20 protein-coding genes are annotated in these 25,979 nt (G+C 45.6%); 6 read left to right on the top strand and 14 right to left on the bottom strand.

Features of this window, described 5'->3' with window-relative positions; genetic code table 11:
- Positions 1-49: 49 nt before the first annotated feature.
- Positions 50-2,101, top strand: a complete 2,052-nt coding sequence (locus tag QUA24_RS11685) for an ABC transporter ATP-binding protein (RefSeq protein ID WP_333229772.1) — start codon at positions 50-52, stop codon at positions 2,099-2,101.
- A 175-nt stretch (positions 2,102-2,276) separates the two neighbouring features.
- On the opposite strand, the gene QUA24_RS11680 is transcribed toward QUA24_RS11685, so the two are convergent.
- The 5 genes from QUA24_RS11680 to QUA24_RS11660 form a co-directional block, all read right to left on the bottom strand.
- Positions 2,277-2,495, bottom strand: coding sequence for a hypothetical protein (locus QUA24_RS11680; protein WP_172184703.1), 219 nt, complete (start codon positions 2,493-2,495; stop codon positions 2,277-2,279).
- A 136-nt stretch (positions 2,496-2,631) separates the two neighbouring features.
- Positions 2,632-3,849, bottom strand: a complete 1,218-nt coding sequence (locus QUA24_RS11675) for a DNA double-strand break repair nuclease NurA (protein ID WP_333229770.1) — start codon at positions 3,847-3,849, stop codon at positions 2,632-2,634.
- A gap of 410 nt (positions 3,850-4,259) precedes the next feature.
- Positions 4,260-5,054: an HAD family hydrolase gene (locus QUA24_RS11670; protein ID WP_333229768.1), complete on the bottom strand. Its 795-nt coding sequence runs from the start codon at positions 5,052-5,054 to the stop codon at positions 4,260-4,262.
- A 230-nt stretch (positions 5,055-5,284) separates the two neighbouring features.
- On the bottom strand, positions 5,285-6,019 hold the full coding sequence (locus QUA24_RS11665; protein ID WP_333229765.1) for a DUF928 domain-containing protein: 735 nt from the start codon (positions 6,017-6,019) through the stop codon (positions 5,285-5,287).
- A gap of 142 nt (positions 6,020-6,161) precedes the next feature.
- On the bottom strand, positions 6,162-6,902 hold the full coding sequence (locus QUA24_RS11660) for a DUF928 domain-containing protein (RefSeq protein ID WP_333229763.1): 741 nt from the start codon (positions 6,900-6,902) through the stop codon (positions 6,162-6,164).
- A gap of 336 nt (positions 6,903-7,238) precedes the next feature.
- On the opposite strand from QUA24_RS11660, the gene QUA24_RS11655 reads away from it, so the two are divergent.
- From QUA24_RS11655 to malQ, 4 genes are all read left to right on the top strand, one after another.
- On the top strand, positions 7,239-9,029 hold the full coding sequence (locus QUA24_RS11655) for a CHASE2 domain-containing protein (protein ID WP_333229761.1): 1,791 nt from the start codon (positions 7,239-7,241) through the stop codon (positions 9,027-9,029).
- A gap of 71 nt (positions 9,030-9,100) precedes the next feature.
- A complete protein-coding gene (locus QUA24_RS11650) occupies positions 9,101-9,859 on the top strand; it encodes a MinD/ParA family protein (protein ID WP_333229759.1) in 759 nt (252 codons plus the stop codon).
- Between the two features lie 175 nt (positions 9,860-10,034).
- Entirely contained in the window at positions 10,035-10,160 is a 126-nt protein-coding gene (locus QUA24_RS11645) for a photosystem II protein Y (protein WP_333105443.1), read from the top strand.
- A gap of 462 nt (positions 10,161-10,622) precedes the next feature.
- Positions 10,623-12,131, top strand: a complete 1,509-nt coding sequence (gene malQ, locus QUA24_RS11640; protein WP_333229757.1) for a 4-alpha-glucanotransferase — start codon at positions 10,623-10,625, stop codon at positions 12,129-12,131.
- A 134-nt stretch (positions 12,132-12,265) separates the two neighbouring features.
- Here the strand turns inward: malQ and QUA24_RS11635 are convergent, their stop codons facing one another.
- Both QUA24_RS11635 and QUA24_RS11630 read right to left on the bottom strand, forming a co-directional pair.
- On the bottom strand, positions 12,266-13,147 hold the full coding sequence (locus QUA24_RS11635) for a RodZ domain-containing protein (protein WP_333229755.1): 882 nt from the start codon (positions 13,145-13,147) through the stop codon (positions 12,266-12,268).
- Positions 13,144-13,938: a pseudouridine synthase gene (locus tag QUA24_RS11630; RefSeq protein WP_333229753.1), complete on the bottom strand. Its 795-nt coding sequence runs from the start codon at positions 13,936-13,938 to the stop codon at positions 13,144-13,146. Before QUA24_RS11630 ends, QUA24_RS11635 begins: the two co-directional genes overlap by 4 nt.
- A gap of 618 nt (positions 13,939-14,556) precedes the next feature.
- Here QUA24_RS11630 and QUA24_RS11625 point away from each other — a divergent pair.
- Positions 14,557-15,348 carry a DUF2993 domain-containing protein gene (locus QUA24_RS11625; protein ID WP_333229750.1) on the top strand — a complete coding sequence of 264 codons (792 nt, stop codon included), beginning with the start codon at positions 14,557-14,559 and terminating at the stop codon, positions 15,346-15,348.
- 141 nt (positions 15,349-15,489) lie between these two features.
- On the opposite strand, the gene QUA24_RS11620 is transcribed toward QUA24_RS11625, so the two are convergent.
- From QUA24_RS11620 to QUA24_RS11590, 7 genes are all read right to left on the bottom strand, one after another.
- The gene (locus QUA24_RS11620; RefSeq protein WP_333229748.1) at positions 15,490-16,407 is read right to left on the bottom strand and encodes a phosphatidate cytidylyltransferase; all 918 of its coding nucleotides are present in this window, start codon (positions 16,405-16,407) and stop codon (positions 15,490-15,492) included.
- Positions 16,408-16,677: 270 nt separating this feature from the next.
- On the bottom strand, positions 16,678-17,271 hold the full coding sequence (gene cbiT, locus QUA24_RS11615; protein WP_333211772.1) for a precorrin-6Y C5,15-methyltransferase subunit CbiT: 594 nt from the start codon (positions 17,269-17,271) through the stop codon (positions 16,678-16,680).
- A 99-nt stretch (positions 17,272-17,370) separates the two neighbouring features.
- On the bottom strand, positions 17,371-18,930 hold the full coding sequence (locus QUA24_RS11610) for an aminotransferase class I/II-fold pyridoxal phosphate-dependent enzyme (RefSeq protein ID WP_333229746.1): 1,560 nt from the start codon (positions 18,928-18,930) through the stop codon (positions 17,371-17,373).
- Positions 18,931-19,222: 292 nt separating this feature from the next.
- Positions 19,223-19,525: a hypothetical protein gene (locus QUA24_RS11605; RefSeq protein ID WP_333229744.1), complete on the bottom strand. Its 303-nt coding sequence runs from the start codon at positions 19,523-19,525 to the stop codon at positions 19,223-19,225.
- Complete coding sequence (locus QUA24_RS11600; RefSeq protein ID WP_333229742.1) at positions 19,522-19,725, bottom strand: hypothetical protein; 204 nt, start codon at positions 19,723-19,725, stop codon at positions 19,522-19,524. The genes QUA24_RS11605 and QUA24_RS11600 overlap by 4 nt, the downstream gene beginning before the upstream one ends.
- An 852-nt stretch (positions 19,726-20,577) precedes the next feature.
- A complete protein-coding gene (locus QUA24_RS11595) occupies positions 20,578-21,318 on the bottom strand; it encodes a basic secretory protein-like protein (protein WP_333229740.1) in 741 nt (246 codons plus the stop codon).
- A 260-nt stretch (positions 21,319-21,578) separates the two neighbouring features.
- Positions 21,579-25,976 (bottom strand): nSTAND1 domain-containing NTPase, encoded by a 4,398-nt coding sequence (locus QUA24_RS11590; RefSeq protein WP_333229738.1) that lies wholly within the window; start codon positions 25,974-25,976, stop codon positions 21,579-21,581.
- Positions 25,977-25,979 lie beyond the last annotated feature (3 nt).

Raw genomic sequence — 25,979 nt, 5'->3', positions numbered from 1 at the left:
CTCTTTGTTACAATTATTACTTAGATATATTGTACAGTTTTTGCCATCAATGACCCTTTCCTCACCAGTAGCAGATACCAAAAACAAATCCGGCCAGGAAACAGACTGGCGGTTATTCATGAGGTTGGCATCTTACGCAACCCGCAGCAAACGCTTGCTGATTATTTCGATCGCACTATTAGTACCGCTAGCAGTCTCAGGAGCAATTCAACCCATTCTCATCGGACAGGCAATTTCGGTAATTCGCTCGGAACCTACCTACAAATTCTTGCAGGGAGTGCCTCTCTCTGCTGCATTGAATATTTTGGCTATTTTGCTCATGCTAACTATAACACTTAGATTAGCACTGCAATCACTTCAAGGCTATTTAGTCACGAAAGTAGGGCAAATAATTACTACTGATATTAGAAATGATTTGTTCGCCCACGTCACATCGCTAGCAGTGAGATTTTTCGATCGCACTCCTGTCGGTAAACTGATGACTCGCCTCACCAGCGATGTAGAAGCTTTGGGAGAGGTTTTCTCTTCAGGGGCGATCGGCATTGTCAGCGATTTATTCTCAATTTTAGTAATTGCCATTTTCATGTTTACCATGCAGTGGCAACTAGCTTTAATGTTGGTCCTGATGATGATACCAATTACCGCAGTCATCATTTATTTCCAGTACCAATATCGCATAGCAAATTACAATACCAGAGAAGAACTTTCCGAACTCAACGCCCAACTGCAAGAAAACTTGACTGGTATTGGCGTAGTGCAGCTATTCCGCCGCGAAAGATTCAACTCCCAATTGTTTCGCGTCACCAATAAACGCTACATTAAAGCAGTTGACAAAACTATATTTTACGACTCAGCCGTATCTGCGACATTAGAATGGATTGCTTTAGTGGCGATTGCAGCAGTTTTGTGGATGGGCGGTCAAAGGGTTTTAGCTGGTAATCTTAACTTCGGTACTCTCTCGGCATTCATTTTATTTGCTCAGCGTCTCTTCGATCCGCTGCGGCAATTTGCTGAGAAATTCACTGCAATTCAAGCAGGATTTACCGCTGTCGAACGCATTAGCGATATTCTCAACGAACCGATCGAAATTAAAGATCCAACTAGCGGGAAGAAGGAAGAAGGAAGAGGGAAGAGGGAAGAAGGAAGAGGGAAGAGGGAAGAAGGAAGAAGGGCAGGTTATTCACCGTTGTTGATAACTGGACATCCAGAGGCAACGGCTTACAACTTGTCTCCGTTCGATCGAGAATTGGCAGATAATTCTCAAAATCCACCAAGTTCAGAATATCGTTTATTGCCCAACCATCCCCCATCACCCCCCGCCAACCCCATCTTGCTAAGGGGGGGAGAAAATGCCAAATCGCAGAATTATGAATCGGGAGAAATCCAATTTGACAACGTGTGGTTTGCTTACAAAAAAGACGAATATGTCCTGCAAAACCTCAATTTCACCATCAAATCCGGCGAAAAAGTAGCATTAGTTGGCCCCACCGGTGCAGGCAAAAGTTCGATTATCCGTCTCCTGTGCCGCCTTTACGAACCTAGCCGAGGACGGATTCTGGTGAATCATGTGGATATTCGGGATTTGCCTCAAGCAGAGTTACGCAGGCACATAGGCGTGATTATCCAAGATGGCTTTCTATTTGCTGGTGACGTGAAGAGCAATATCAGCTTGGGAGAAAGTTACTCGATTGAGGAAATTCAAGCAGCAGCAGAAAAGACAAATGTTGCCCGTTTAATCGAACAGTTGCCTCAAGGTTATGATACGCAATTGCGGGAACGGGGAACCAATCTTTCGGGAGGACAAAAGCAATTATTAGCGTTTGCTCGCGCCGCTATTCGCAATCCCAGTATTTTAGTTCTAGACGAGGCAACTGCTAGTTTGGATGTGGGGACGGAAGCTTTAATTCAAGAAGCTCTAGAGCGTTTGATGGCGGACAGAACGGCTATTATTATTGCCCACAGGCTCTCTACTATCCGAAATGTCGATCGCATTTTAGTGCTCAAACGCGGGCAGTTAGTAGAATCTGGCAGCCACGAAGAGTTGTTGCAGCAAGAAGGGTTGTATGCCAGTTTGTACAAGTTGCAAATGCTGGGAAGTTAATATCTGAAGGAAGGAGGAAGTTCGGCAACGGATTCGCTCCACGGATGTAACGGATGTAACGGATGTCAGTCCGATGGAAGTCGGAAGAGGGAAAATTCTCGGAATCCTCAGATACCCGGCTTCTGGAAGAAGTCGGGTATCTAAAAGAATCTCAAATCTCAAATTTTAAATCGGATCACTTGCCCGAAATCATTTTTCCCAGGGTTTCCGGCAAGTGAATTATATGTTGGAAAAGCTGATTTGGGCCGATGCCAAACAATAACTGCATCGCCAACACAATTGCTGCTAAAGCAATCGCTGTCCCGATGCTGGCTTTCAACACTTTAAAAGCCCAATTAAACACCAGCCAAGATACAAGTAACGAGGCAATTAAGATAATTAGTTCTATTGGCATATAACATTTTTAACTTTATTTTAACTCTACATAGCTTACGCATCAATACCACAGAAACCGGGTTTTTTATCTGTGTTAAATGCAATATTTCCGTAAAAACCTGGTTTCTGCGTCCAAGATTACTCTACTTATTACTTTAAGCAATACTGCCGCGCTTCCGTGTTTCCTTATAAGAAATTCCGACATTTTTTAAGCCGGCTTTAATCATTTGCTGCTCTAACAAAGCGAAAAAGCGACTTCGATCGCCCCCCGTGACTACCGCTTGATTGTGAGCTTCTGCTAGCGTCACCGGATACCCGCCGCCTTTGTGTACTTGAGCCAGCATCATTCCTAATGCTAAATCTAGCTGTGCTGTATCTTGTGCTACCCATTCCGGCACTTCTATTCTAGCAATTTCTGTGCCGACGTGAACGTAACAGAAATAGACGGAATTAACGCCGTACAAATCTAAAATTCGAGCTTGGGATTTCCACAAAGGGCTTCTTTGTCCCGGTGAGAGGATTGTTGCCCACAAGATGGCATCCCGCAAAGGTTCAAATTCTTGACAAGGTGCTTTTTCGGCGAAAGAAATTGTGGCGGCAAATCCGACGTTCGGGCAATTTGTCATGCAGTCTGGTACTTCGTGGGTGCAAGCTTCAAACCGCAAAAAAGATAAGCTTTCGCTGCTGCGAGAAGCGCTTAAGTATCCTAACAGCGGAATTCCTGCTAAACGCAACTTGTCCCAAGCTTCTAAAATTGGCAGCAAAATTTGATCGCGCGCATCGGTGGGTAACTGTTCCAAAAACCAATAAATCAGGGAACCGTCTACCATTGCTAAAGCTGGCGCGGGCAATTTATTGTCGTTAACTTTTGCCCAATTGCAGCCCATTTCTGCCAAGGCAATTGCTTCGGAAACTGCGCGCCGATATCCCATCCATTCTTCGGTTCTAATTCCCCACTGTCGCGAACCGTACAAGTCTTCTGGTTTGTAGAAAACCTCCGGCACGCTGTCTAAAACTGGGTGACGGCTTTGCCCGTAGTGCAGCATGACTGTGCCGACGTTTAGCAGGTAGCAGTAAGCTATTTCGTGATGGTTGGGGGAAATTTGCGATCCGTCTGTGGCAAAGACTGTGTGAGAGGCGGGGGGTGCGGTGATGTAGGTGCGATCGTCTAAGGGCTCGATCGGCGTGGCAGCATTGAATAAAGTGCGATCGCGCCAATTCTCTTGCAATTCCACCAATTTTTCCTGTTCCGCTGCAGCCTTTACCAGCAAATTCTGAGCCACTTCCAAACGTTGGCGAGCGGCGTGAGCTTCCACATTCAAATGTTGGCTCATTCCCTGCATTGCCTTGGCTGCTTTAGTTAAATCGAGCATTGTTTTTAAGTCTCAATATTAGAAAGCTTTCAAGCTGAGAAATTATCAAAACACTTTTCATTTTTTTGTGCCGAAGGTTGTTTTTTGTCATACACGCGGTTTAATAAACTAAAATATTTCATACCAGCCAGAATAAATAGTAGTAAAAAAACCTGGTTTTTGAGGTCAGAAGTACCTGCAATAGTCTAAAAAAAACACATTTTTTTTAGACTAGATTCTTGCTTTTTTGAGGAATTTCTGTTATATTTATCTTATAATGGGATGGTAACAAAAATAATATTTTTGCCAGCATCCCATTATATTAAAATACCATGTATACGCCGCAAAAGTCAACAAAAAAGATGTAAAATTTTGTGATTTTTTTTGACTCTGAATAGCGAAAAAAATCACACCTGTCAACAAATCTAACATCAACAGTCGATCGGCAGCCAATCTGCAAAATCTCCGGCAAACTGGGACAGAGAAAGCAATTGAACTGGTGGATTTTGAGCCACAGATTCCCGTTCTGGCAAAGTATTGTAACCCCAATCAGCCAAAAATAACCTCACCTGAGATAAATCCGGCTGCTGCTTCACCGACAGCAAAGTTTTTAACCGATCTTCCACAAACCAAATAGTCGAATCTTTGCCAGACGCGGCCAAAAATTCCCGCAAAATTTGGTGTTTCGGCTTGTTGTATTCCTTACCAAAAATCAACTCTGACGGCATTTGTACGCCTGCTAGCTGCAAAAGTTCCCGCACAAAACGACCTTCCTTTGTAGTGACGATCGCCACTTTCACCGAACTCTCCTGCAACGAGTGCAAGCGATCCGCAACCCCTGGATAAAAGCGGTGCAAAGACAGCCAGCCAGCTAAATCCTCAGCAATCCAATTATCGCGCAATCCGTCTAACCTAGCGCCGACAGACTGCGCTTTCAAATTATTTTCGGTCAACAAATGTGGTACAATATCTGGCCACTCCAGCAAAATTTGCTCTGGGGAAATTCCTGTCAGCAGTGCGCGGATTAGCAGCGGCATTTCCCAACCAGTTTCGATGGCGGGCCGCACTCGGTAAAAACTCAAAGCTAAATCTGGATCTGGTACTGTTTCGACTGGTTTCCAAATTTGACAGTAGGTACGCCAAGCAGTTTGGAAATATTCGATTAGTCCGTCACAAATCACACCGTCAAAATCAAGAGCTAGAATTGTCGGAAAGTTATTAGCCATCAATCGATTTTAGATTTTAGATTTTAGATTTTGGATTGAAGAATTGAAGAATTTGAGAATTGAACAAAGGGATATCACTGATGAATCCGGGGACTGGTTATCGGATACTATTTTTTGGTTGTGCCAGGATAAAGACGGGGGCTTGTACCCTAGCTGCTTTCGGTTACTGGATTGAATAATTGAAGAATTGACTATGCAAACACTCAGCAATGATTGGTGAACAGTCGTTATTAAAAAGACTGAACTAGCGGTTGAGCGGCAATCGATTCTAGTCCTTGGGACTGCAACAATTGCGTCCACTCGGTCGTCAGCCGCGAATCATCGGGTGCGAGGCGCCGCATTTCGGCGAGAGTCGCAAGAGTGTCGTACCAAACCCCATTTTTAGCATAAGCGATCGCCTTAGCCATAGGGTCGGGATTTGCCAAATCGCTCTTGAGAGTTTCCTGCGGTTCAATTCGCTGCACGATTCCTTTAACAATATAATCTCCGGAACGCTCCAGAGGATCGCAAGCTAGTGCAAACGACCACACATATCGCTTACCAACCTCAATATTTTTTGTGTTGCCTTTCTCAGAAAGCCTAACTCCCACAATTCCGGGCTTGTCTATTTTTAAAGTAGTTTCGTAGACTACTTCAGATTCATCTTCGTTTAGCAAAATAAACTCTACTTGAGCCGAAGGTTGAGAAACATATACAAAAAATGTTGGCGACTCTGTTAGCGTTAAGCCAATATTGCTTTCAGGTACTAAGGGAGTAATGAATAAACCATCTTGTAACTGGCAGCCTCGATGTGTCCCCCCTTGCCGGTTGTCGGGGGCTGTTACATCGGGAGGTTTGAAATTAACATTCTGACTCAGCAGAATGGGTGAAGGCACAGCCTGCATCGGTGTCAGCAAACTGGGGAGAGTAACGGCGATAGCCAATACAGTCATCGCCAGTGCAGTAAAATTTATAAAACGTTTCATTTTTCCACCAACTTGTAGAAATATTTATAGAGCGTATCTCTAAATGTTAACCCGGAGTTTTAGCTCCGGGCGCGATCGAGTAAATGGGTCAATTTTCACATCGCCATCGGCTGACCGACAAAATTTCCCGAAATAGCGAGATTTAAAGAGGCGCAACCAGTGGTTGAGCTGCAACTGATTCCAGTCCTTGGGACTGCAATAATTGCATCCACTTGTCTGTCAGCTTCACATCCCCCGGTGTTTGACGCCGCATTTGGGCTAAAGTAGCGATAGTTTCGTACCAAATCCCATTTTGAGCATAAACGTTGAGCCTAGTCATCGGGTCGGGATTTGCCAACTCGCTCTTGAGAGTTGCCTGCGGTTCAATTCGCTGCACGAACCCTTTAACAACTAAATCTGCAGCTCGGTCTTCGGGGTCGCAAACTAGCGAAAACGACCATACGTATCGCTTGCCAACTTCAAGGGATTTGTTGTTGTCCACGGTAGCCGGAATACTAACTCCAACAATCCCGGATTTGTCTAGTTTAAAGGTTTTTTCATAGACCACTTTGTCCTCCTTTTCGTTGAGCAAAGTAAACTCTATTTCGGGCGAGGTGTTAGGAATATAGACAAAAATTGTGGGAGAATCTGTTAGGGTTAAACCGATATTAGTTGGAGGCACTAAAGGAGTAATAGATAAACCCGCTGGACAAAGCTTGTTGCCACGATGTGTCCCTCCCTGTCGGCCGGCCGGGGCTGTTACGTCGGGAGGCTTGAAATTAACATTTTGACTCAGTAAAAGCGGCTGAGATTGTGCGCGCATCGGTGTAAGTGAACTGGGTATGGTAGCTGCGATCGCAGCTACGCCGACCGCAAGTGTAGCCCGATGTAGAAAACGTTTCATTTTGTTGTACCTTTCACTATAATTTCAAACACAGGCATTGGCTGATGGCGACAAATATTTTTGAGCTGCTAGTCGAGGGCGCAGATACACAATTTATACCTTGACATATCATCAATAACATTTATTAATTCGAGCGGCAAGGGGATTCTCTGTCGGAAAAATCAGGTTGCCTATGCCACAAGTATCATTGGATACAGTTGCTTGCGATGTACTGTAAATTTTTGTAACAAAGTGGTCGCAGTTTCCGAGTGTTCTAAGATGGAGGAAGCCTCCAGCAGGCGGAAAATGTGAAACAACTGCTGTTCCAGAAACGAGTCAAACTTTTATGCTGGGATAATGAGTAAAATATCTAACAACATTCGATCGACAGTGGCTCAATTGAGTCAAATGTATAAACCATCACTAGCATTGGCTAAGTCTGTATTACTTGCCAGCGCGGCAGTAACATTATCCTTGATGGGTGCCAGACAGCTAGGAATACTCGAACCAGTAGAATTAAGCGCTTACGACCAAATGGTGAGGTGGCGTCCCGATGAACAGCCAGACTCGCGTTTGCTAGTTGTGGGGATTACCGAAGCAGACATTCAGAAACTGAAAGAGTGGCCAATATCCGATCGCAAAATAGCTGAAATCTTACAAAAACTCGACAAAATGCAGCCGGCAGTCATCGGTTTAGATGTACTGCGAGACGTACCATTAGGAGACGGGCGCCAGGAATTAACTAAAATTTTACAAAAAAGCGATCGTATTATCGGGGTATGTTTAGTCACCGACGGGAACCCCGACAATCCAGGTTCTCCACCTGCGCCGGGGCTGCCAGAAAACCGGGTGGGATTTGCAGATTTCGGAGTCGATCCGGGTGGCATACTCCGCAGGGCTTTATTATTTATGAAACCGCCGACCATTGAGGGCAACTCCTCGGCCCAAAAACATCTTTGCAATGACGATTCTCAAGTTTTATATTCCTTCAACCTCCAGCTAGCACTCCGCTACCTGCAAGGGCAAAAAATCTCTCCCAAACTCGCCCCGGATCAATCTTTATGGCTGGGAAAAACCCAATTAAAACAACTAGCAAGCAATGACGGAGGATACAAAAATGCCGATGTCAGGGGATATCAAATATTAATTAACTATCGTTCCAAGCAGCAAGTCGCAAACCAAGTCAGAATCACCGATGTTTTAGAAGGGAAAGTTGACCCGAATTTAGTTAAAGATAAAATAGTGCTCATCGGTTACACCACAGAAACCGTTAAAGATTTCTTTTATACTCCTTACAGTGGGCGACAGCAAAGCAACCAATTCATGCCTGGTATCGTGGCACACGCACAAGTAGTCAGCCAAATTTTGAGTGCCGTTTTAGACAACAGACCGATGTTGTGGTTTTGGCCGGAATGGGCAGAAATCCTGTGGATTTCGGCATGGTCAATTGTCGGAGGAACGTTGGCATCGCGGATGGCTCACCCAGCGAAGTTGACAGTGACATTCGCAGCACTGCTGTCCGGGTGCTGCGCGTTCGGCTTTGGGATTTTTCTCTTAGGAGGGTGGGTGCCTGTAGCAGCGCCAGCCTTAGCATTAATCTTAACTGGCGGTAGCATTGTATCAGCAGAAAGATTTAATAAAGCCGGATACGGGAAAGCAATTAGCGATCGAGTTAAACAAGTCTTCAAAATCGAAATAGACCAAGCCAAAAAAGAACAGCAAGTCGCAGAAATCACAGAATCTGATTTCTTTAAAGAATTGCAGCAAAAGAAAGATAAACTGAGGATTAGCAAACAAGAAACCTCTGAAAAAGCACCTTCCGAACCCCAAGAAATAATTGCCATTACCCCAGAGCTTCCAAAGGTCGAAAGTCAAACCGACGAATACCTAGCTCAGTTGCAGGAAAAAGCCAAACAGCAGAAGCAGCGCGCCGCCGTGACTGAATCGGAAAGCGGTTCTCCAACGGGTGTCCCGAACGATACCCGTTGTGGTGCTAGTTCAGCCGAAACTAAACATGATGACGAGTTCAGCGATTTGCAAACCAAAGCTAAACAGATGCGGCAGCGCAGGGGCGCCCAAAAGATGATAAAAGATGAAAAAATTGATAGTTTAACAGATAAGGAGGATTTGGGGGGCAAGGAAGAATGACAGAGGACTAGAATGCATCGAAAATTGCATCATAATGAGTTCTCCTGGTTTCTTACCCTCCTACGCAGATCATGTCCAAAATCATCTCTGTCCACTCTTACCGGGGCGGAACTGGCAAATCGAACACGACAGCAAACCTGGCATCTATTATCGCTCGCGGCGGAAATCGGGTCGCCATTGTGGACACAGACATTCAATCACCAGGGATTCACGTGCTGTTCGGTTTCAGCGAGAGCAACATGGATCGTTGCCTGAACGATTACCTGTGGGGCCGGTGTCCGATCGCCGATACGGCCTACAATGTGAGTTCGCTACTGCCAAAATTAGCCAGTAACGGCAGCCTCTACCTGATTCCTTCGAGCATTAAAGCAGGGGAGATAGCGCGAGTTTTGCGGGAAGGCTACGATGTGGGACTGCTTACCGACGGCTTTCAAGAACTGATCGAGGTTTTGAACTTAGACTACCTATTTATAGACACGCACCCGGGGCTCAACGAAGAAACCCTCCTCAGCATCACCATTTCCGACATCCTCCTGCTGATTCTGCGTCCGGATCAGCAAGATTTTCAGGGAACGGCTGTCACGGTAGATGTGGCCCGCAAATTAGAAGTTCCCAAGATTTTGATGACGATTAATAAAGCCCCAGAATCGCTGGATTTCGAGGATTTGAAGCAGCAAGTAGAGAGTATTTACAAAATCCCAGTGGCAGGGGTACTGCCCCACAGCGACAAGATGATGCTGCTCGCCAGCAAGGGGGTGTTTGCGCTGCACTTCCCTAACGACCCTCTAACTAAGGTGGTGGAAGGGATTGCCAAACAGATTGTGGGATAATTAGTGCAGCGAATGCCGATCGCCCGCCTAGGAGTTTCGCTTTCGCTCTCAATTCTTGCGGAGCGATGTCCTCCTGTGTCTCCCGAATATTTGGTTAAAGAGTCAGGAGAATGGCGACAAAATGAGATACAAATAGATTATGAGAATTTGTTAAAAAACTTTAGGAGGAGAACTCATGGATTTTGACTTCCGCATACTAATAGTATTGATGCCCGTATTGTTGGCGGGCGGCTGGGCTGCTTACAACGTCGGCGCTATAGCTCTCAAACAAGTGCAGAAAATGTTGAACAAGCAAGCGTGAACTAAGCATTATCACCAGTAATTTCGCAGCCGGCTGTTTTTTGAGATACAAAACAGCCGGCTAATTTGTGCATTGGCTCTGCTTAAGTGATGGCTGATTGTTGGCGGACAATTTACGACTGCAGAGAGAGGGGGCGAAAACAAAAGAAAAGTATATTTAAAGATTAAGCAGAAACCGGGTACGCTCAAGCAAAATACTTTGTTGCAGCAAACGAGTCTGGGTAAAAAAACCTAGCTGTGAAAGCAGGGCGATCGCATAACTTAAGATTGTGATGTTTTCCTTTCTACTCAGGACTTGTGAGTAGAGTGTTATAAAAATATTTGGTAAGCACGTTATCGCAGAAAATATGAGACAATCACAAAAGAATTTGCCCTGAGAATCTCCCTCAAAACTACCAAGTTTAATTAGTAGGGAAGATAGGTCAAATTGTCAATGTTAAATTCCTATATCTTTAGATAGATTATGCTTTTTCCCCGATCGAGTGGCCTTTTACTCCACCCCACGTCCTTTCCCAGTCGATTTGGCATTGGAGACATGGGAATAGAAGCATATCGCTTTATTGACTTTTTAGTAGAGAGCGACCAGCAATACTGGCAGGTATTGCCGCTGGGGCCGACAGGATACGGCAATTCTCCTTATTCGTGCTATTCAGCAATGGCGGGAAATCCGCTGCTGATCAACCCAGAACTGCTGCGGGACCAGCAATTGCTCGGAGATGAAGACTTCGCTAATTTGCCAGAATTTCCGCTGGATTATGTAGACTTCGATCGAGCGATCGCGCTGAAAGTGCCTTTGCTCAAAAAAGCTTGCGAAAACTTCAAAGCTAAAGCATCCCCGATCCAGCAAAAAGAATTCTCAGGTTTTTGCCAAAGCAAAGAGAATTGGCTGGAAGATTACGCCTTATTTATGGCACTAAAAGATCACTTTGGCGGTGTTAGCTGGAACAATTGGGAACCAGAAATTGCCCGTCGAAAACCAGAGTCAGTAGAGAAGTGGCGTCAGCAGCTAAATGCTGAGATTTATTACTACCAATACGTTCAGTTTGAGTTTTTTCGCCAGTGGACGGAGTTGAAACGCTATGCTAATATGCGGGACATTAAAATTATTGGCGATATTCCGATTTATGTAGCTCACGATAGCGCCGATGTATGGTCTCATCCAGAAATATTTTGCTTGGATGAAGCCAGCGGAGAACCAGCTTTAATGGCAGGAGTTCCCCCAGATTACTTCAGTAATACAGGTCAATTGTGGGGCAACCCCGTATACAATTGGGAGAAGTTGCAAGCAACTAATTTCGACTGGTGGGTGCAGCGTTTTGAAGCGATTTTCTCTTATGTAGACGTGACTCGGATCGACCACTTTCGAGGATTTGAGGCTTACTGGGCGGTGAAGCGCGGACAAGAAACTGCGATCGAGGGAGAGTGGATTAAAGCGCCGGGAACAGCTTTGTTGGATCTAATTAACGAGAAGTTTGGCAACTTGCCGATTATCGCTGAAGATTTAGGGGTAATTACTCCAGAAGTGGAAGCTTTGCGCGATCGATACGAGTTTCCAGGAATGAAGATTTTGCAGTTTGCTTTTGGCGCGGGCCCTGGCGATCCTTTTTTGCCTTTCAACTACGATCGCAACTGCGTAGTTTACACCGGTACCCACGACAACGACACGACTGTCGGCTGGTTCAATCAACTGCAAAACTACGAAAGAGATGAGGTTTTGCGTTATTTGGGCTGCATCGATCCCCAAGGAATTCACTGGTCTTTAATCCGCATGGGCTGGATTTCTATTGCTAATATGGCAATTGTGCCGTTTCAAGATTTGTTGGGTTTAGATACTGACGCGCGGATGAATTTTCCGGGGAAACCAGAGGGAAATTGGGGCTGGCGGTATCGACCCGAAGCTTTGAATTGGGAAGTGCGCGATCGGCTCAAAACTATGACTTACATCTCCGGGCGCGCTCCTAATAAACATTGAAAATGTAGAAGGGGTAGTTGGTAATGGGTAGTTGGTAATGGGTAAGAAGTCAATAAAGACCGACATTCTCATTAAAATCTGTGGACTGCCCGCTATTACCTATTTATTACCCATTAACAATTACCAATTAACACTCAACCTTCATTCTTGGGCGGTGCTGAAGGCTTGAGTTCGTTTGCTTTAAAAACAACTTCTTTGGCGACTCCAGGATCTCCGAGTGGTTCGGCTTGTCCGTTATTAACGGCAACCATTACCCCACCGGCGTTACCTGCTACCACTACCAATTGCTTTTGAGCCCCCCAGGTGCGAACAGTCCCGGTCGGCAAAGTTCCCTCAAACTCTGTTTTACCATCGACTTCAACCTGCATCCATGATTCTGCTTTAAAAGTGACGTTAACCATCACTGGTTTATTGCCAGATTTATTTAAATTTTGACCGGTTCTTACTGCTTCGACAGCCTCGTAACTATCCGGTTTCTGATTTTGTGAGGAAGTCGATGCCCCACCAGCTAAACGGGCTTGTTCTTGCTGCCCAAGCGCTAGTTCTTCGGCTCCCGCACCGTTTTTTGCAGTAACAGAACCACTCATCAACTGAGATAAGACATTGACCGAACAGATAATTAGAAATGTGTAAAAGAGGTAGAGGTGCATCGGCCGCAACTGAGGCCCATCTTGCCAGGATAGCTTGGTTCTCGATCGGGGTGGCGGTTCGATCGGGAAAAAGTCGGCAAACTGAGTTCCGTCCAAACCCATTGCTTCAGCGTAGCGCTTGATCAAACCCTGAGTGTAGACGGGTTCGGGAAGTTGGTCGAGTTGACCGTCCTCGATGGCTTGCAGCAGATTCCGCCGAATCATTGTTACCACGGCTACTTTGTCCAAACAAATCGACTGCTGTTCGCGGTACTGGCGGAGTTGAGTTCCTATTTCCGCTAGCTTCTTCTGAGCTGTTTCTGGCTCTTGGGAGTGCAGTTTCTGCTTAGTGGTTTTGAAGAATAAAAACAATAAATTCTTTGTCATATGCTGTGCTCCTGGGAATTTACTGGCACGCTTATTGATGTTAGGTTGACTAGATTCCATAAATAAATAATTTCCGCATCTTCTAGGGGTCGGCAGCAGCCGGGTGGCAATATTGGCGAACCGGGCCGCTGCAATTGAATCGGGCCGATGGCTGTGCGGTGCAGGCGCACCACGGGATATCCCAACTGTTCGGCCGTTCGCCGAATCTGTCGGTTTCTGCCTTCTGATAGAATGACTTCTAACAGAGTTTGGTCTCGCGCGCGATCGAGAACTTTAACTTTCGCGGGCAAAGTTTTTCTGCCGGACAAGATGATGCCCTGACGCCACGTTTGTAGTATGGGTTCCGGGGGATCGCCGCTCACCCAAACCTGATAAGTTTTGGCGATCGAGTGACGCGGATGGGTCAAACAAAATGTCAGCTTACCATCATTGGTGAGCAAGAGGGCGCCGGTGGAATCTGCATCTAAGCGTCCTACGGGGTGGATGCCTTGACCGGAGCGCAGTTGGGGTGGCAGCAAGTCGAGAACTTTCGATCGGGCCCTTGGATCGCTGCAAGTAGAAACTACGCCTGCCGGTTTGTTGAGCAACAGATAGACCTTTGCGGGTCGATCCGATGGTTTCACCGGGACTCCATCGACTTGGATGAGATCGCGATCGGGATTCGCTTTTTCTCCTAAGCGAACAATATTGCCATTAACTCGGACTCGTCCAGCTACAATCATCTGTTCTGCAAGACGGCGAGAGGCAATGCCCCACTGGGCGAGGATTTTTTGCAGCCTTTCATCAGACATGACGGGAGTGTGGAAATCCCCAACGAGCGAACGGTGGGGAGGAAACACGACACGGTTAATTGATTAACCGTACTAGCAATGCTCAATTCCTGGTTGGGAATAAATTATAATGCTGACCAATTATTACAGGACGCCCGGCAAGAGTGCAGATTGTCCTTGTGCCCGGTGCAGATTGTCCTGATGGCATTACCCTGAATGCTGTGCAAAAACTACGACGAAAAGACTCGCGGCAGGCACAGGTTTGCACCGTTGGTTTGCGGCTGGTTTGAAAGGTGTGGGTCTGACCCGACCATAAACCAACACTACCATAAATCCCGTACTCCTGGTTAAATTTATACGCTCGATCGCAAATTTTTCATCGGGATCGCACAACTCGTGAATTACCCCAATCTCCCAAGGGGAGAAAGCTGAGAATTTTTCTGCTTCTGGCGTTGCTGATGCCAGATTGATGCTTGATTTTGGAGTTAATCGGACTTGTGTTCATCAACCCGGTTTCTCACGAAAATCAGAGGTTGATAGCCGTATATTTGTGTAGAAACCGGGTTTTTGAGGCTGGATGTGCAAGTTCTAGTTAAATTTATGTGCTTGAATATTAAGGTTTATATTCTGAAATTGTTTATGACTGTCGATCGAAACTCTCTTCAATTTGACAATACAGATACCGCTGGTGGCTGTGGTGGGACTGTTAATCTCGGCGAGGAACCCGGGAGACCTTCGGCGAGTCCAGGCAGCCGGATCGCGAGCGCAGTGCTGTCTCCGGCTGTGCAGTTGTGGCTGCGATCGCAAGTTCAGCAGGTGGACGAGTTGAAGGTGAAAATTGAGGGGAGCGATCGACAAATCTTCAGCGGTGCGATCCCCAAAGTCACGGCTGCCGCTCGCGGTGCTGTGTATAAAGGACTACACCTAACTGAAGTTGCCATAGAGGGCTGTGGCATTCGCATCAACCTCGGTCAAGCTCTCAAAGGCCAACCCCTACGCCTTCTGGAATCTGTTCCCGTGGCAGGCGTTTTGAGGCTTAGCCAAGCGGATTTGAATGCGTCGCTGAAAGCGCCTTTGCTGGCTGATGCTTTAAGCGAATTTTTGCTGCCAATGCTGCCACTGACAGATAGGGAACAGTCGCTGAAGTTGCAAAATTCGCAGATTGCAATTGAGGCGGGTTTGTTGACGCTTTCGGCTGCAATTTTGCGCGCTGGCGGTAGGCAAATTCCTTTGGTATTGCGGACGGGTTTGCGGATAGCCAGCGGTCGCGAATTGATGTTTGAATCACCAGAAATCGAAATGGATGGAGAATTAAAGAGCAGTGATTTCAATGGTTTTAAAATTGATTTTGGGCCGGAAGTTGAGATTGAAGAATTGATTTTGAGTCAGGGGGAGATTGTTTGTCGGGGAGGAATTACAGTTTTGCCTTAGTTCGTTAACAGTTAACAGTTTACAGTTGACTTTAACCTGGTTCCTCGGTAGAGGCTGGGAATACATACCCCATGCCCAATTCCCCATGCCCAATTCCCAATTACCAATTCCCAATTACAATTCCCAATCCCCAATTCCCAATTACCAATTAATTAAAAAAGAGTCGATTGCGGGCAAAAATAAAGTCACAAAATAGTAGACTAAGGGCGCGGTAAAAACATAACTGTCGGTGCGATCGAGAATGCCACCGTGACCGGGGATCAACTGTCCCGAATCCTTAACGCCGGCGTCTCGCTTCATCATCGACTCAGTTAAATCTCCCAACAGGCTAGCAACCCCAATCAACAGACCAAAAGCAGCCCCAGTATACGGCCACCCCGGCCAGTGTAAATACCAAGACCCAGCGGCTGCCACGGCGATGCTGCCGCAAACTCCAAATACGGCACCTTCAACGGTTTTTTTGGGGCTGATGTGGGATAGGCTAGTGCGCCCGAAGAATTTGCCGACAAAATAAGCCCCAATGTCAGCGGCCCAGATGCAGAAGAAAGCCAGCAGCAGCGAAGTCAATCCTAAAGATATGTGGCTGGAATTTGTCCAAGACGGGGACGGGTAAATGTTAACCGGCAAATTGCTTGCTACTGCTTGCGAAAGTTGGGTTGTAGCAAGATTCCCTGGGTCGAGGCCGACTCGCAGCCGTACCCAATAGCTGGGCAAATAACCGCCGTAGAACAATCCTAAAACTGAGGAGGCAATATCGGCGATCGTCGATAATTTAGGCTGGAATAACAGGTAGAAACAAATTAAGGTTCCCGCTAAGGGGAACATGGCATCTACGAGTTCCGGTGCTAGGGCGGCAGTAATTAATAGCCCTTGACTGACGGCTAAGGTAGTTTTGGCAGCGGGTGCAATACCTTTAGCCCTGGCTAATTGAAAATATTCCAATTGGCCTAGGTAGACGATGACTCCAAAGCCGACGGTGAAGTACCATCCGCCCATAATAATCATTCCCAAAGCAAGGGCGATCGCAACTATTCCACTCAGGATACGAGACCAAGGCATAAAATGAATTTCTCTTGCAGACGGCGGTGGATCATTCGATTTTGGATTTTGGATTTTGGATTTTGGATTTTTCTAGATCACGAGTTGATCCCTTGCACAAATAACCCTTATCCCCCATCCGTTATCCAATATCTCAAGTTAGGCGGTCAATCCAGCTATGGTGGCCCCTATTCTTAAGTATGAAGGTTAAGTGAACTTAAAAAAGATTAAGAATTACAGAATTAATTCGTGTATCCGTGTCACAATTCGTGTCGTGCCTTCTTCTTCCTTCTAATCGAGCTTTTCGCCGCTGAGAATAAATATGGGATTGACGGCGGCGAAGGTTTGACTGAGGCCGCGAGTCTCCAAGCGGTTGACGGCGGACTGGACTACCTCGATGTTGCGGACTTGTAACTCGGCGAACCCTTCGGAAAGGGCGTAAAGATTTTCTAAATTGGATGCTGTGGCGACAACTCTACCGTGGGGTGGCAAGTAGCGCCACACTTCTTGGAGAATCGCTTTAATGGGGCGACCTCCTTCGATGCAGACTCGGTGGGGGGGTTGGGGCAGGTTTTCCAGGCATTCCGGGGCACTGCCTTCTATGACTTCTACGTTGTCGAGCTCGAATCGATCGCAATTTCTGCGAATCAAGCTTGCTACTTCTTCGTCCCTTTCGACGGCGATAATGCGACCTTTGGGACACAGCAAACCTGTTTCTACTGCGATCGTACCAGTACCTGCACCGATGTCCCACACCACTGAATCTGCTTGCAGCCGCAGGTGGGAGATTAACAGCAGTCGGACTTCTCGCTTACTCATGGGAATTCCCGGTAAACGTTCAAATAAGTCATCCGGGATGCCTGGAGTGACGTAGGGCCAAAGCATAGTTATATTTTTGATTTTTGATTTTTGAGTGAAGCAAGACCGAAGTTGGAACTCGCGGAAGAAGTAGAAATTCTCCCAATTTCCCCCAAGCCTTAATATTTACTGTCGCACAACCTTGAGAGTTTGGAGGTTTCTATCGCTACAACCTGTGATTCTTCCGCCGGCGGCCAGGATTTGTTGCAGGTAGTCAACGGCTGCTGGGGTAATGATTTCACCGGGCATCAGGACTGGTATTCCTGGGGGATAGGGACAGATGAGTTCGGCGCACAGGCGATCGACTGCTTTGTCTGCGGGTACTGTTTCCGCTGGGAAAAAGAAGGCCTCGCGGGGGGAAAGGAGAGGGGGAGAGGGAGAGATTGGGAGAGTGGGAGATTGGGCAAATCTTCCATCGGACATCGGACTTCTTCTCTCGGACTTCTTCTTTCGGACTTCTTCCCTCTTCCTGACATCCGTTACATCTGTTACATCCGTTGCCGAACTTCCTTCTTCCTTCTTCCTTCTTCCTTCTAAAATCGTAAAAGCTTTAACTAGATTGTCAATATCGGATTCTGTATTTCCCAAGCTGATAATAAATGTTAGATGTTGCGACATTGGTAATTCTGCCGTCACACCGAGTTGAGAGTGCAGAATTTCATCGGCGGCAAATCCTGTGATTCCTAAATCTGATACTTTTACTGTTAGCCTGGTGCGGTCTAATGCTGCAAAACCGGGAGTATTTAATGGTTCTAAAACAGATAAGCCGGGAATTTGACTGATGCGCGATCGCGCTTTTTCTGCTAGCTGTAAAGTTTGCGCCATTAACTCTTTGCCGTGGATTGCGATTTGTTGGCGGGCTGCGTCTAGGGATGCTAATAATAAGTAGCTGGGACTGGTAGATTGTACTAGCTGCAATGCTTTGTTTAATTTTTGGATATCTATGCGATTGCCCTTGACGTGCAGCATCGATGCTTGTGTCATTGCACCGAGGGTTTTGTGGATCGATTGTACTGTTAAATCGGCGCCGGCTGATAGTGCCGATTCTGGCAAGTTTGGATGAAAGTTAAAGTGCGCGCCGTGGGCTTCGTCTACTAATAACGGTATGTTGTATTGATGGATAATTTGGGCGATCGCCTGCAAATCCCCGCAGACGCCGTGATAGGTTGGGTAAACTATCATTACTGCTTTCGCGTCGGGATATTGTTCTAATGCTGCGGCTGTGGCTTCTGGGGTGATGCTGTTGGCAATATCCCAATCCGGGTTGTACTCTGGATTGACAAAGATTGGAATTGCACCCGATAAAATTAAACCAGAAATCGCCGAGGAGTGGATATTTCGAGGTAGGATAATTTTATCTCCTGGGCCGCAAGTCGCTAAAATGGCAGCGATTATTCCGCAAGTCGAACCGTTAGCCAAAAACCGAGTTGATTGGGCTCCAAATACTTCGGCGGCCAAGTATTGAGCTTCGGCAATTGCACCTTCTGGGTTAAAGAGATTGTCTAACTCCGGCAATTCGGGCAAATCCGATCTAAATACTGCCGCACCGAATAAGTCAATTAGGGGTTGAGAGATTCCTTGTCCGCCTTTGTGTCCGGGGGCGTAGAATGGGGCGTGCGGGTGATTTGTGCGATCGCGCAAGGCATTTAATAGAGGCGTTTGTTCTTGAGAGTTTGCTGGTGACACGCTTAATCCTGATTTGATTATTTGGAATTATAGCAACCGCCGAGGTTTCACTGGACGTTATTAATTGCTGAAACCATTGCTGGAAATTTTGCGATCGCATCGACGACTGCCTTTTTCCTTGCAATCGCCCACAAGCAACACTGTCTCAATTTCAAACTTCTCTAAAATGACTTAACATCGACTGCTTAAGTGTGATACCCAAACAGTTAAAAATCCTGGCTACTGCTTTACTTATGGTTTGTCTAGGGGCTGTGGTTTCAGTTAAAGCACAAAATCTTACCACAGTCTGCGGCTATTTTTCAGCCAAGATCTGCTTTCGAGTCAATACAACGTGTTCGATAATATCGGCTGCTTTCTTGACTCCGCCCGATCGCCCGATCGCGTCTTGGAGGGCGATCGGCCTTTGTTTGTACGACTCTTGGGTTAGGACTGTCTCAATTGTCGATCGTACTTTAGGAAGGATCAATTCCTTCAAAGAAACCACTTCGCCAACACCGGTCCAAGCAATCTGCGCTGCCACTCCCGGCTGGTAATTCGCCACAGGAATTGCTACCATTGGTACTCCATTGCTCAAGGATTCTAAGGTTGTATTCATGCCCGCATGAGTACTTGTAGGGGAAATTCATTTTCAGCTAATGACTGGAATTCCAAGCCGCTTGCTAAGGTGGTGGATGCAGCATCGGGGAAACCAAATAAGGTGACTCGATAGCCTCGGTGAAGCAATTCGCTACCTAATGTTGTCATCGGGTTGAGGTTGCCGTTGGCTGTGGGACAGAGGATGCCGAAGTGAGTCATTTCAAAAGGCTCCGCATGAGTTTAAACTTGTTTTAGCATGGAATCGGCGATAGGGGAGGTTTTTTGGGGCTATCGGCGAAAAACCAGCGAATTTCCCAACAGACGGATAATTGCGATCGCCCAGCTACATCAACCAATAGGTTAGTGTGCCATTCGTTCTTATTATAAATTCCTAGTAACGTGACAGAAGAAGGTAGAGATAGTTTGCCAATTAATTTTGATCTACTGGCTTCTTCAAAAGGCTTATACCAGAAACCAGTACAAGGGTAATAACACCATAAAGTAGCGAATGACTCAGAAAGCTTTCCCCTCCTACAAGTGTATCAAAAACTCCTCTAATACCACTCTTCAATACAGCGAATAAAGTTAACAATGTAACCAAACAACCGACTAAAAGTTTGAGTTTGCCTTTGACGAGCCAACTGCAATATATACCAACGACAAGTGAACCTACAAATGTTGCAAAAGGAGCGGCGGGATTGTAAGGGTTTGGGTTATTCTGTAGGTTAGTGTCGGTGCATACAGTGAAAAAAGCACAAAGAGATGTACTCAAGACAAAAGTACATAAACCTATAGCGTTTCCGACAAAAAAGCTAGTCTTGTTAGGATATAGTTTCAAAAGTTTAAACATAGTAGCTCCGGATTTTTGGGTAACATCATTACCTTATGAAAGTCACCAACAAGTTTTTTGACTATTTCTGCTTGTGGTTCCTCTGTAAAACTACTGTACGGCGATAAACCCAAGAAAGGGTCTAACTCATAGTTGAGTGTTCAGCCTATACAAAAGATCGGGCATAAACTGACCGTAAAGGGGGGAAGCAACCTAAACTTTTGGCTAGGTGTCGCCCCAAACTACTGATGAGCTGCTCCGCCTTGACAATCATTCTTTCTACATTCCTGCCATAGCTGTTCTACGGTCTTGCCAGTGTATTTGGAAAGTAGACCATTGTTATACCCTTCTTGTCTTAGAGCCGCATTCAGCTTGGCAATTACTCCATTATTTGTCTTCTCTATGTAGGTTACAAATGCAGGAGCGCACGAATAGACGCTTGAACTATAGTGTTGATTATTGTGACAACTGAGTTTCGACGAATCGCTGTAACCCATCTCAAATCGAATGTAATCTGCTATACCTTCAACAAGCCATCCTGGTACAGATTTTTGATAATTCTGCGCTACATGAACCATCTCGTGAACTACAGCCCCATAATCATTTGACTGCTGTTTAAAGTAGGGGATAAAGAGAGTTATCTCATTCCCTACGGTATGAGCAGCACCCTTGCCATTCTTGAAGATAATCTGTATATTACTTGGAGGCTGGTAAGCACCTTTAACGAGCAAACGTTTAATCTCTGGATATTTTTTCTTACATAAATCAGGCAGATTGTTAGCGAAATTTACTAGCTTTGGCTCAGCATTTTTATCTACTTCCGTCCTATCTATTTCACAATGAACATCGTTTGTAGAGACCAGATTAGAATTCTTGGTATTGGCGAGAGAGGATTTTGATGTGGTGTCGAACACTTTAGCATAGGATGTAGTGTTCAGAGATACTGTCATGGCCGCTAAGACTAAAGCGATATATTTGTTCATGATTCACTCCAAAATTATAATTGACATCTGGTCTTAGGCTTGTCTTCCTTACCCAGGTTCAATCTTAAGAGAATCATATCCCTAAAACTCCTAGCTTTTAGTTCAGTCTTAAGTTAGCTAAATGGTCAGGTCACACCAGACCCTCAGTCGGGGGAAAAACCTATACTTTTGGCTAGGTGTCGCCCTAAACTACAAGCTGGCAAATGCTTCGCTGAAAAGCGGATGAAAAGAACTACTGATCCGCTTTTAACAACTCATATCTACCGCTGAGAATTGCCAATACCATCGCACAACTTGCGGTCTTCTTCGCTGAGATTGGCATTAGGATTGTTTAAATAATCCTTTACCAGATAGCAACCGTGCTTTCTCAGTTCATCCAATGATTCTTCAATTTGCCATAACTTAGGATTGCCATAAGATCCAGCAGTAACTAGCAGCTTGCCGTCAGAGCTAACACTGGCGGTCGAGTTTTTGCCTAGATCTGTTTTCCAGGTTGCCAAAGACTCGCCCTGCAAGTTCCACAAGCGGACAGTCCCGTCATTTCCGCCTGTTACCACTTGCTTACTGTTCTGACTAAATTGAACAAATGCAATCGCGCCTTGTTCCCCAGACCATTGCGTTACCTGCTTGAGAACTAGGCGATTTTGTCTTTTAAACTTGTTACCCAAGTCCCACAGGCGGACAGTGCTGTCTTCTGTTGCGATCGCAAATAGTTTACCATCTGGGCTGCAACTGAAGCTCTCGATCCCGCTTAGAGAACCGGATGCTGTTTCTGCCAAATACTTGCCTTTTAAGTCGCGCAAGTAGGCTTTGTCTCCTTCTATGTTAACGACTAGCTTACCGTAAAGCCTGCAAGTGTCCCCGGTGGGGGGTTGCTTTTCTTTGCTCGGTTTCAAAAGTTGACCCTGCAAGTTCCACCAGCGTACAGCGCCTTTATCTTCTTCAGCAACCACTCGCTGACCGTCGGCGCTAAAACTGATACTTTTGACCTGACTTTGATGCCCTTTAAATTCTGCCAGGGGTCGCTCCTCTAAGTCCCACAAGCTAACAGTATCGTTCTCTCCAGCGATCGCTAATAGCTGATTCTTTGGATGAAAACTGATGGTACTGACAGACCATTGTTTTTTTGTCAACTTTAGCAATAACTCGCCCTGCAAGTTCCGCAAACTAACAGTGCCGTCGTCGTCTGCTATAGCCAGTCGCTGACTGTCTGGGCTAAAACTGACTTTCAAGGCTAAAAAGTATTGCAGTTCTACTAACTGCTTGTTCTGCAAGTTCCACAAGCGAACATTATGGTTATCTCCTGCGATCGCGAGGATCTTTCCGTCCGGGCTAAAACTGACACTCCTCAGGTTATCTCCTTGCTTTGGGAATTCTTTCAACAACTTACCCTGCAAATCCCACAAGCGTGCTATACCGTCTCTTCCGGCGCTAGCCAATCGCTGTCCATCCGGGCTAAAACTAACGTTCCATATCCAATTTTCGTTTGGTTCTGGCAATTTTTTCGACTTTCCATCTTGCAAGTTCCACAAGAGAGTACCTTGTTCTCCTCCGATCGCCAATACCTGACTTTTCGGACTAAAATTAATACTCCTGATCCAACCTAGACCTGGATTCCATTCTTTTAACAATTTACCCTGCAAATCCCAAAGGCGGACAGTACCTTCTTGTCCCGCAGTAGCAAATTGCTGACCGTCGAACCGAAAACTGATGCTCAAAATTTGACTTTGCTCTTCTTTCCATGTTTTCAACAATTTACCCTGCAAATTCCGCAAGCATATCGTACCGTCACTTCCAGCAGAAACTAAAATATCGCCCTTCGGGCTAAAGCTTGCGATAATGTTAGCAACTTCGTCAGAATGTCCTTTAAAGCGGTTGCGTTCTTTCGCTGTATAAACTACCTTTTGCAGTGTTAACTTTACTTCCTTTTGAAGTTGGGTTTCTAAATTTAATAATTGAAAAGATGGGTTTTGTAAAGACTTTACTGCTCGCAAGCTATCGATTAAGGCATTGATATCTTCGTTCGCTCTCAAGTTGACTTCTGAGGATTGTGTATCGACATCGATTTTAGCCTTTTGTGCTTCTCGATTGGCCTTCTGTGCATCTCGATCGGCTTTCTGTGCATCTCGATCGGCGTTTTGTGCTTTTTTATAATAGATCGCAGCCCCAAAACTCAACGCGCTGAATATTGCCAATAGGACGATCGCACCACTCCACCACACACGACGATTGCGGTGTTTTCGCTCGACGCTGTGGTGTACAAACTCAGCTTCTAGCTTGTTAAACCAAATTTCATCTGAATTGAGTTGCTCTTCTAATAAATCGAGCCGAGGATTTGTATGCCAAAGAAAGTCTTCTCGTTTATCTTGAACATCCTTTCGTTTATCCGATGTTTGCTGCCACAGTCTAACTAATTTACCAATAACTCTGTTGCTCAAATTTTCCGAAAATTCTAAAGCGCGAGCGCACCGAGCGAGCAGAATTTCCACATTTGCTTGAAAACCGCTTAGCTTAGCTTCTTCGCGATCGTTCCATTCTTTAGCAGCATCTGTCAATTTCCGCAGCAGCCTTAACTTTCCCTCTTTTTCATGTTTCCACTCCTGAAGCTTCGGCCACTGTCGCACTAGAATATCGTGAGCGGGTTCAGTATATCTATTGCCATTAATATCTGTTCCTCTCACCAGCAGCCGTGCCTCACAAAAATGCTCAATCACCTCTTGAACTCGCGCAGTTTCTTCGGGTTCTGGATAGTCTAATTCAGCATCTAGCACTTGTCTGCGAGCCAACTCACTCCCGCCGATCGCCACCATCCGCAGCATGACATTGCGAATTGTTTGAGTGTAGGCATTATTCTTTTCGACTAATTTCTGATATTCATCATTTGCTCTATTCGTCAAACTTTTTGCTACTCCTCCCAACTCATCATAATCTTCTTTAGTAATGACTCGATTATTAGTTTTTCCGGATGCGACACCTTCTATATATTTAAGATAAAGTTCGCTGAGGGTGAAAGAAAGCAAAGGTAGATATCCTGGCATATTTGTCACTTCATCAATTAGGTTCTCTACTAAACTTGGTTCAAAATCTATTACCTTAGCTGTTGCAGGTTCCACAATAATTGCCCGCAATTCCTCCCGCGTTATCGTTGTTTTCGACAGTCGCTCGAATTTCGCAGCTTCCCAATATTTTTCTAAAGCGCTATTACTGAATCGATATTCAAAATCATCTCGCAGCGTCACCACAATTCGCAAGCTATTAGCAAAATTGTGAAGCATTTTTGCTAATCCATCCAAAAACATTTCTCGTTCTAGTTCGTCCAACTTGCCAGTCACTAATTCTTCAAACTGGTCAATTACCAGTAGCAGTTTGGAGTCAGGATATTTTTTTACCCATGCCGTCAAGTTAATCGATAGTTTTTCCACAACTTGTTTGTACCATAAAGTAGTGTGGCTTTCTTGACTCGTAATTTTTGAACTTGCAGAATTAATCTGGCATACCATCTCTAAAGTCGGAAAATTTGCTTTTTTCAGGGCATCATTTAAAGCAGAGAAGGGAGATGTTTCAGTCCGCATAGGAGGCAAAAGCCGCCAATGTGGACTCTTCTTTAATTCGGGCATCAATCCAGCTTTGACTAAACTAGATTTTCCCAAACCGGAAGCTCCTAAAACGACGGTTAACTGATGTGTTTCGACAAATTTAACTAACTCTGCGGTCAAAGCTGTTCTGCCGAAAAATTTATCGCTATCTGCTTCGTCAAAGGAATTTAAACCTTTGTAGGGATTAGTATTTTTATCTAGTGCTGGAGATTTTTCTAATTTATCGCGATCGAAATTGGGAAGGGGGAAAATATACTGTCCTTTGTTGGGATGCCCGAAGTCAAAAATCCCAGGAGTTTGTTTGGCATTTTTTTTCGATAATTCGCCTTCTACATAAAGATAGAGTTCTGTGGCAGTGATCGCACCATCTTTGATAAGATCGGCTTCTCCGTTTAGCCCCTTAAATAAAAGTTCTGCAAAGGGAGAATGACCTGCTATTTCGCGATCGAATTGTCTAAAATTATGGGCAGAATCGGCCGCTTGTTCATCGTGGGCGGCTGATGTAATTGCTTGCAGGGCAAAACCGGAGGTGTAGCGATCGTACCTTTCTCGGTATAGTTTTTCAGATTTTACTGCCTCTCGCTTGCCTGTCGCGAAGCGAAAAGTCCCTGCTTTGCAGCAGTCGAGGATAATCAACAGATGGCGGCAAGGCAGTTGAATCAGGGCATCGTGGAGTCGCTGCATTCGTAGCCAAGTTTTGTGATCGCCCTGCTGTCCATCTTGGGGTATTAAGTAACCCCCTGGCCCCTCTGATGTGTCTAAATCGTCCGGGGCCTCGCCGTGTCCAGCAAAATAGAATAACAGGCGATCGTCTTCTTCAACTTTCACATTTTTTCCATCAGGAAAAGGCAGTGTTTTCTGTGCAAAACCAGTCAACAAATCATCGTAACCAGAGAGAGTTGCATCTGAATCCAACAACAGCAGAACTTCGTATTGATATTTTTCTATCAGTAGCTTAGCCAGTTGTTTCGCATCATTAACGGCATTTTTGAGGGGTGGAATGCCATTAATATATTTGTCGATGCCGACAATTACCGCTAGAGAACGTTTCAACTCAGGCATAAA

Source organism: Microcoleus sp. Pol12B5, assembly GCF_036701335.1.
Classification (GTDB): domain Bacteria; phylum Cyanobacteriota; class Cyanobacteriia; order Cyanobacteriales; family Microcoleaceae; genus Microcoleus.
The sequence above is the reverse complement of the archived record's forward strand: the minus strand, read 5'-3'. Positions and strand labels throughout refer to the sequence as shown.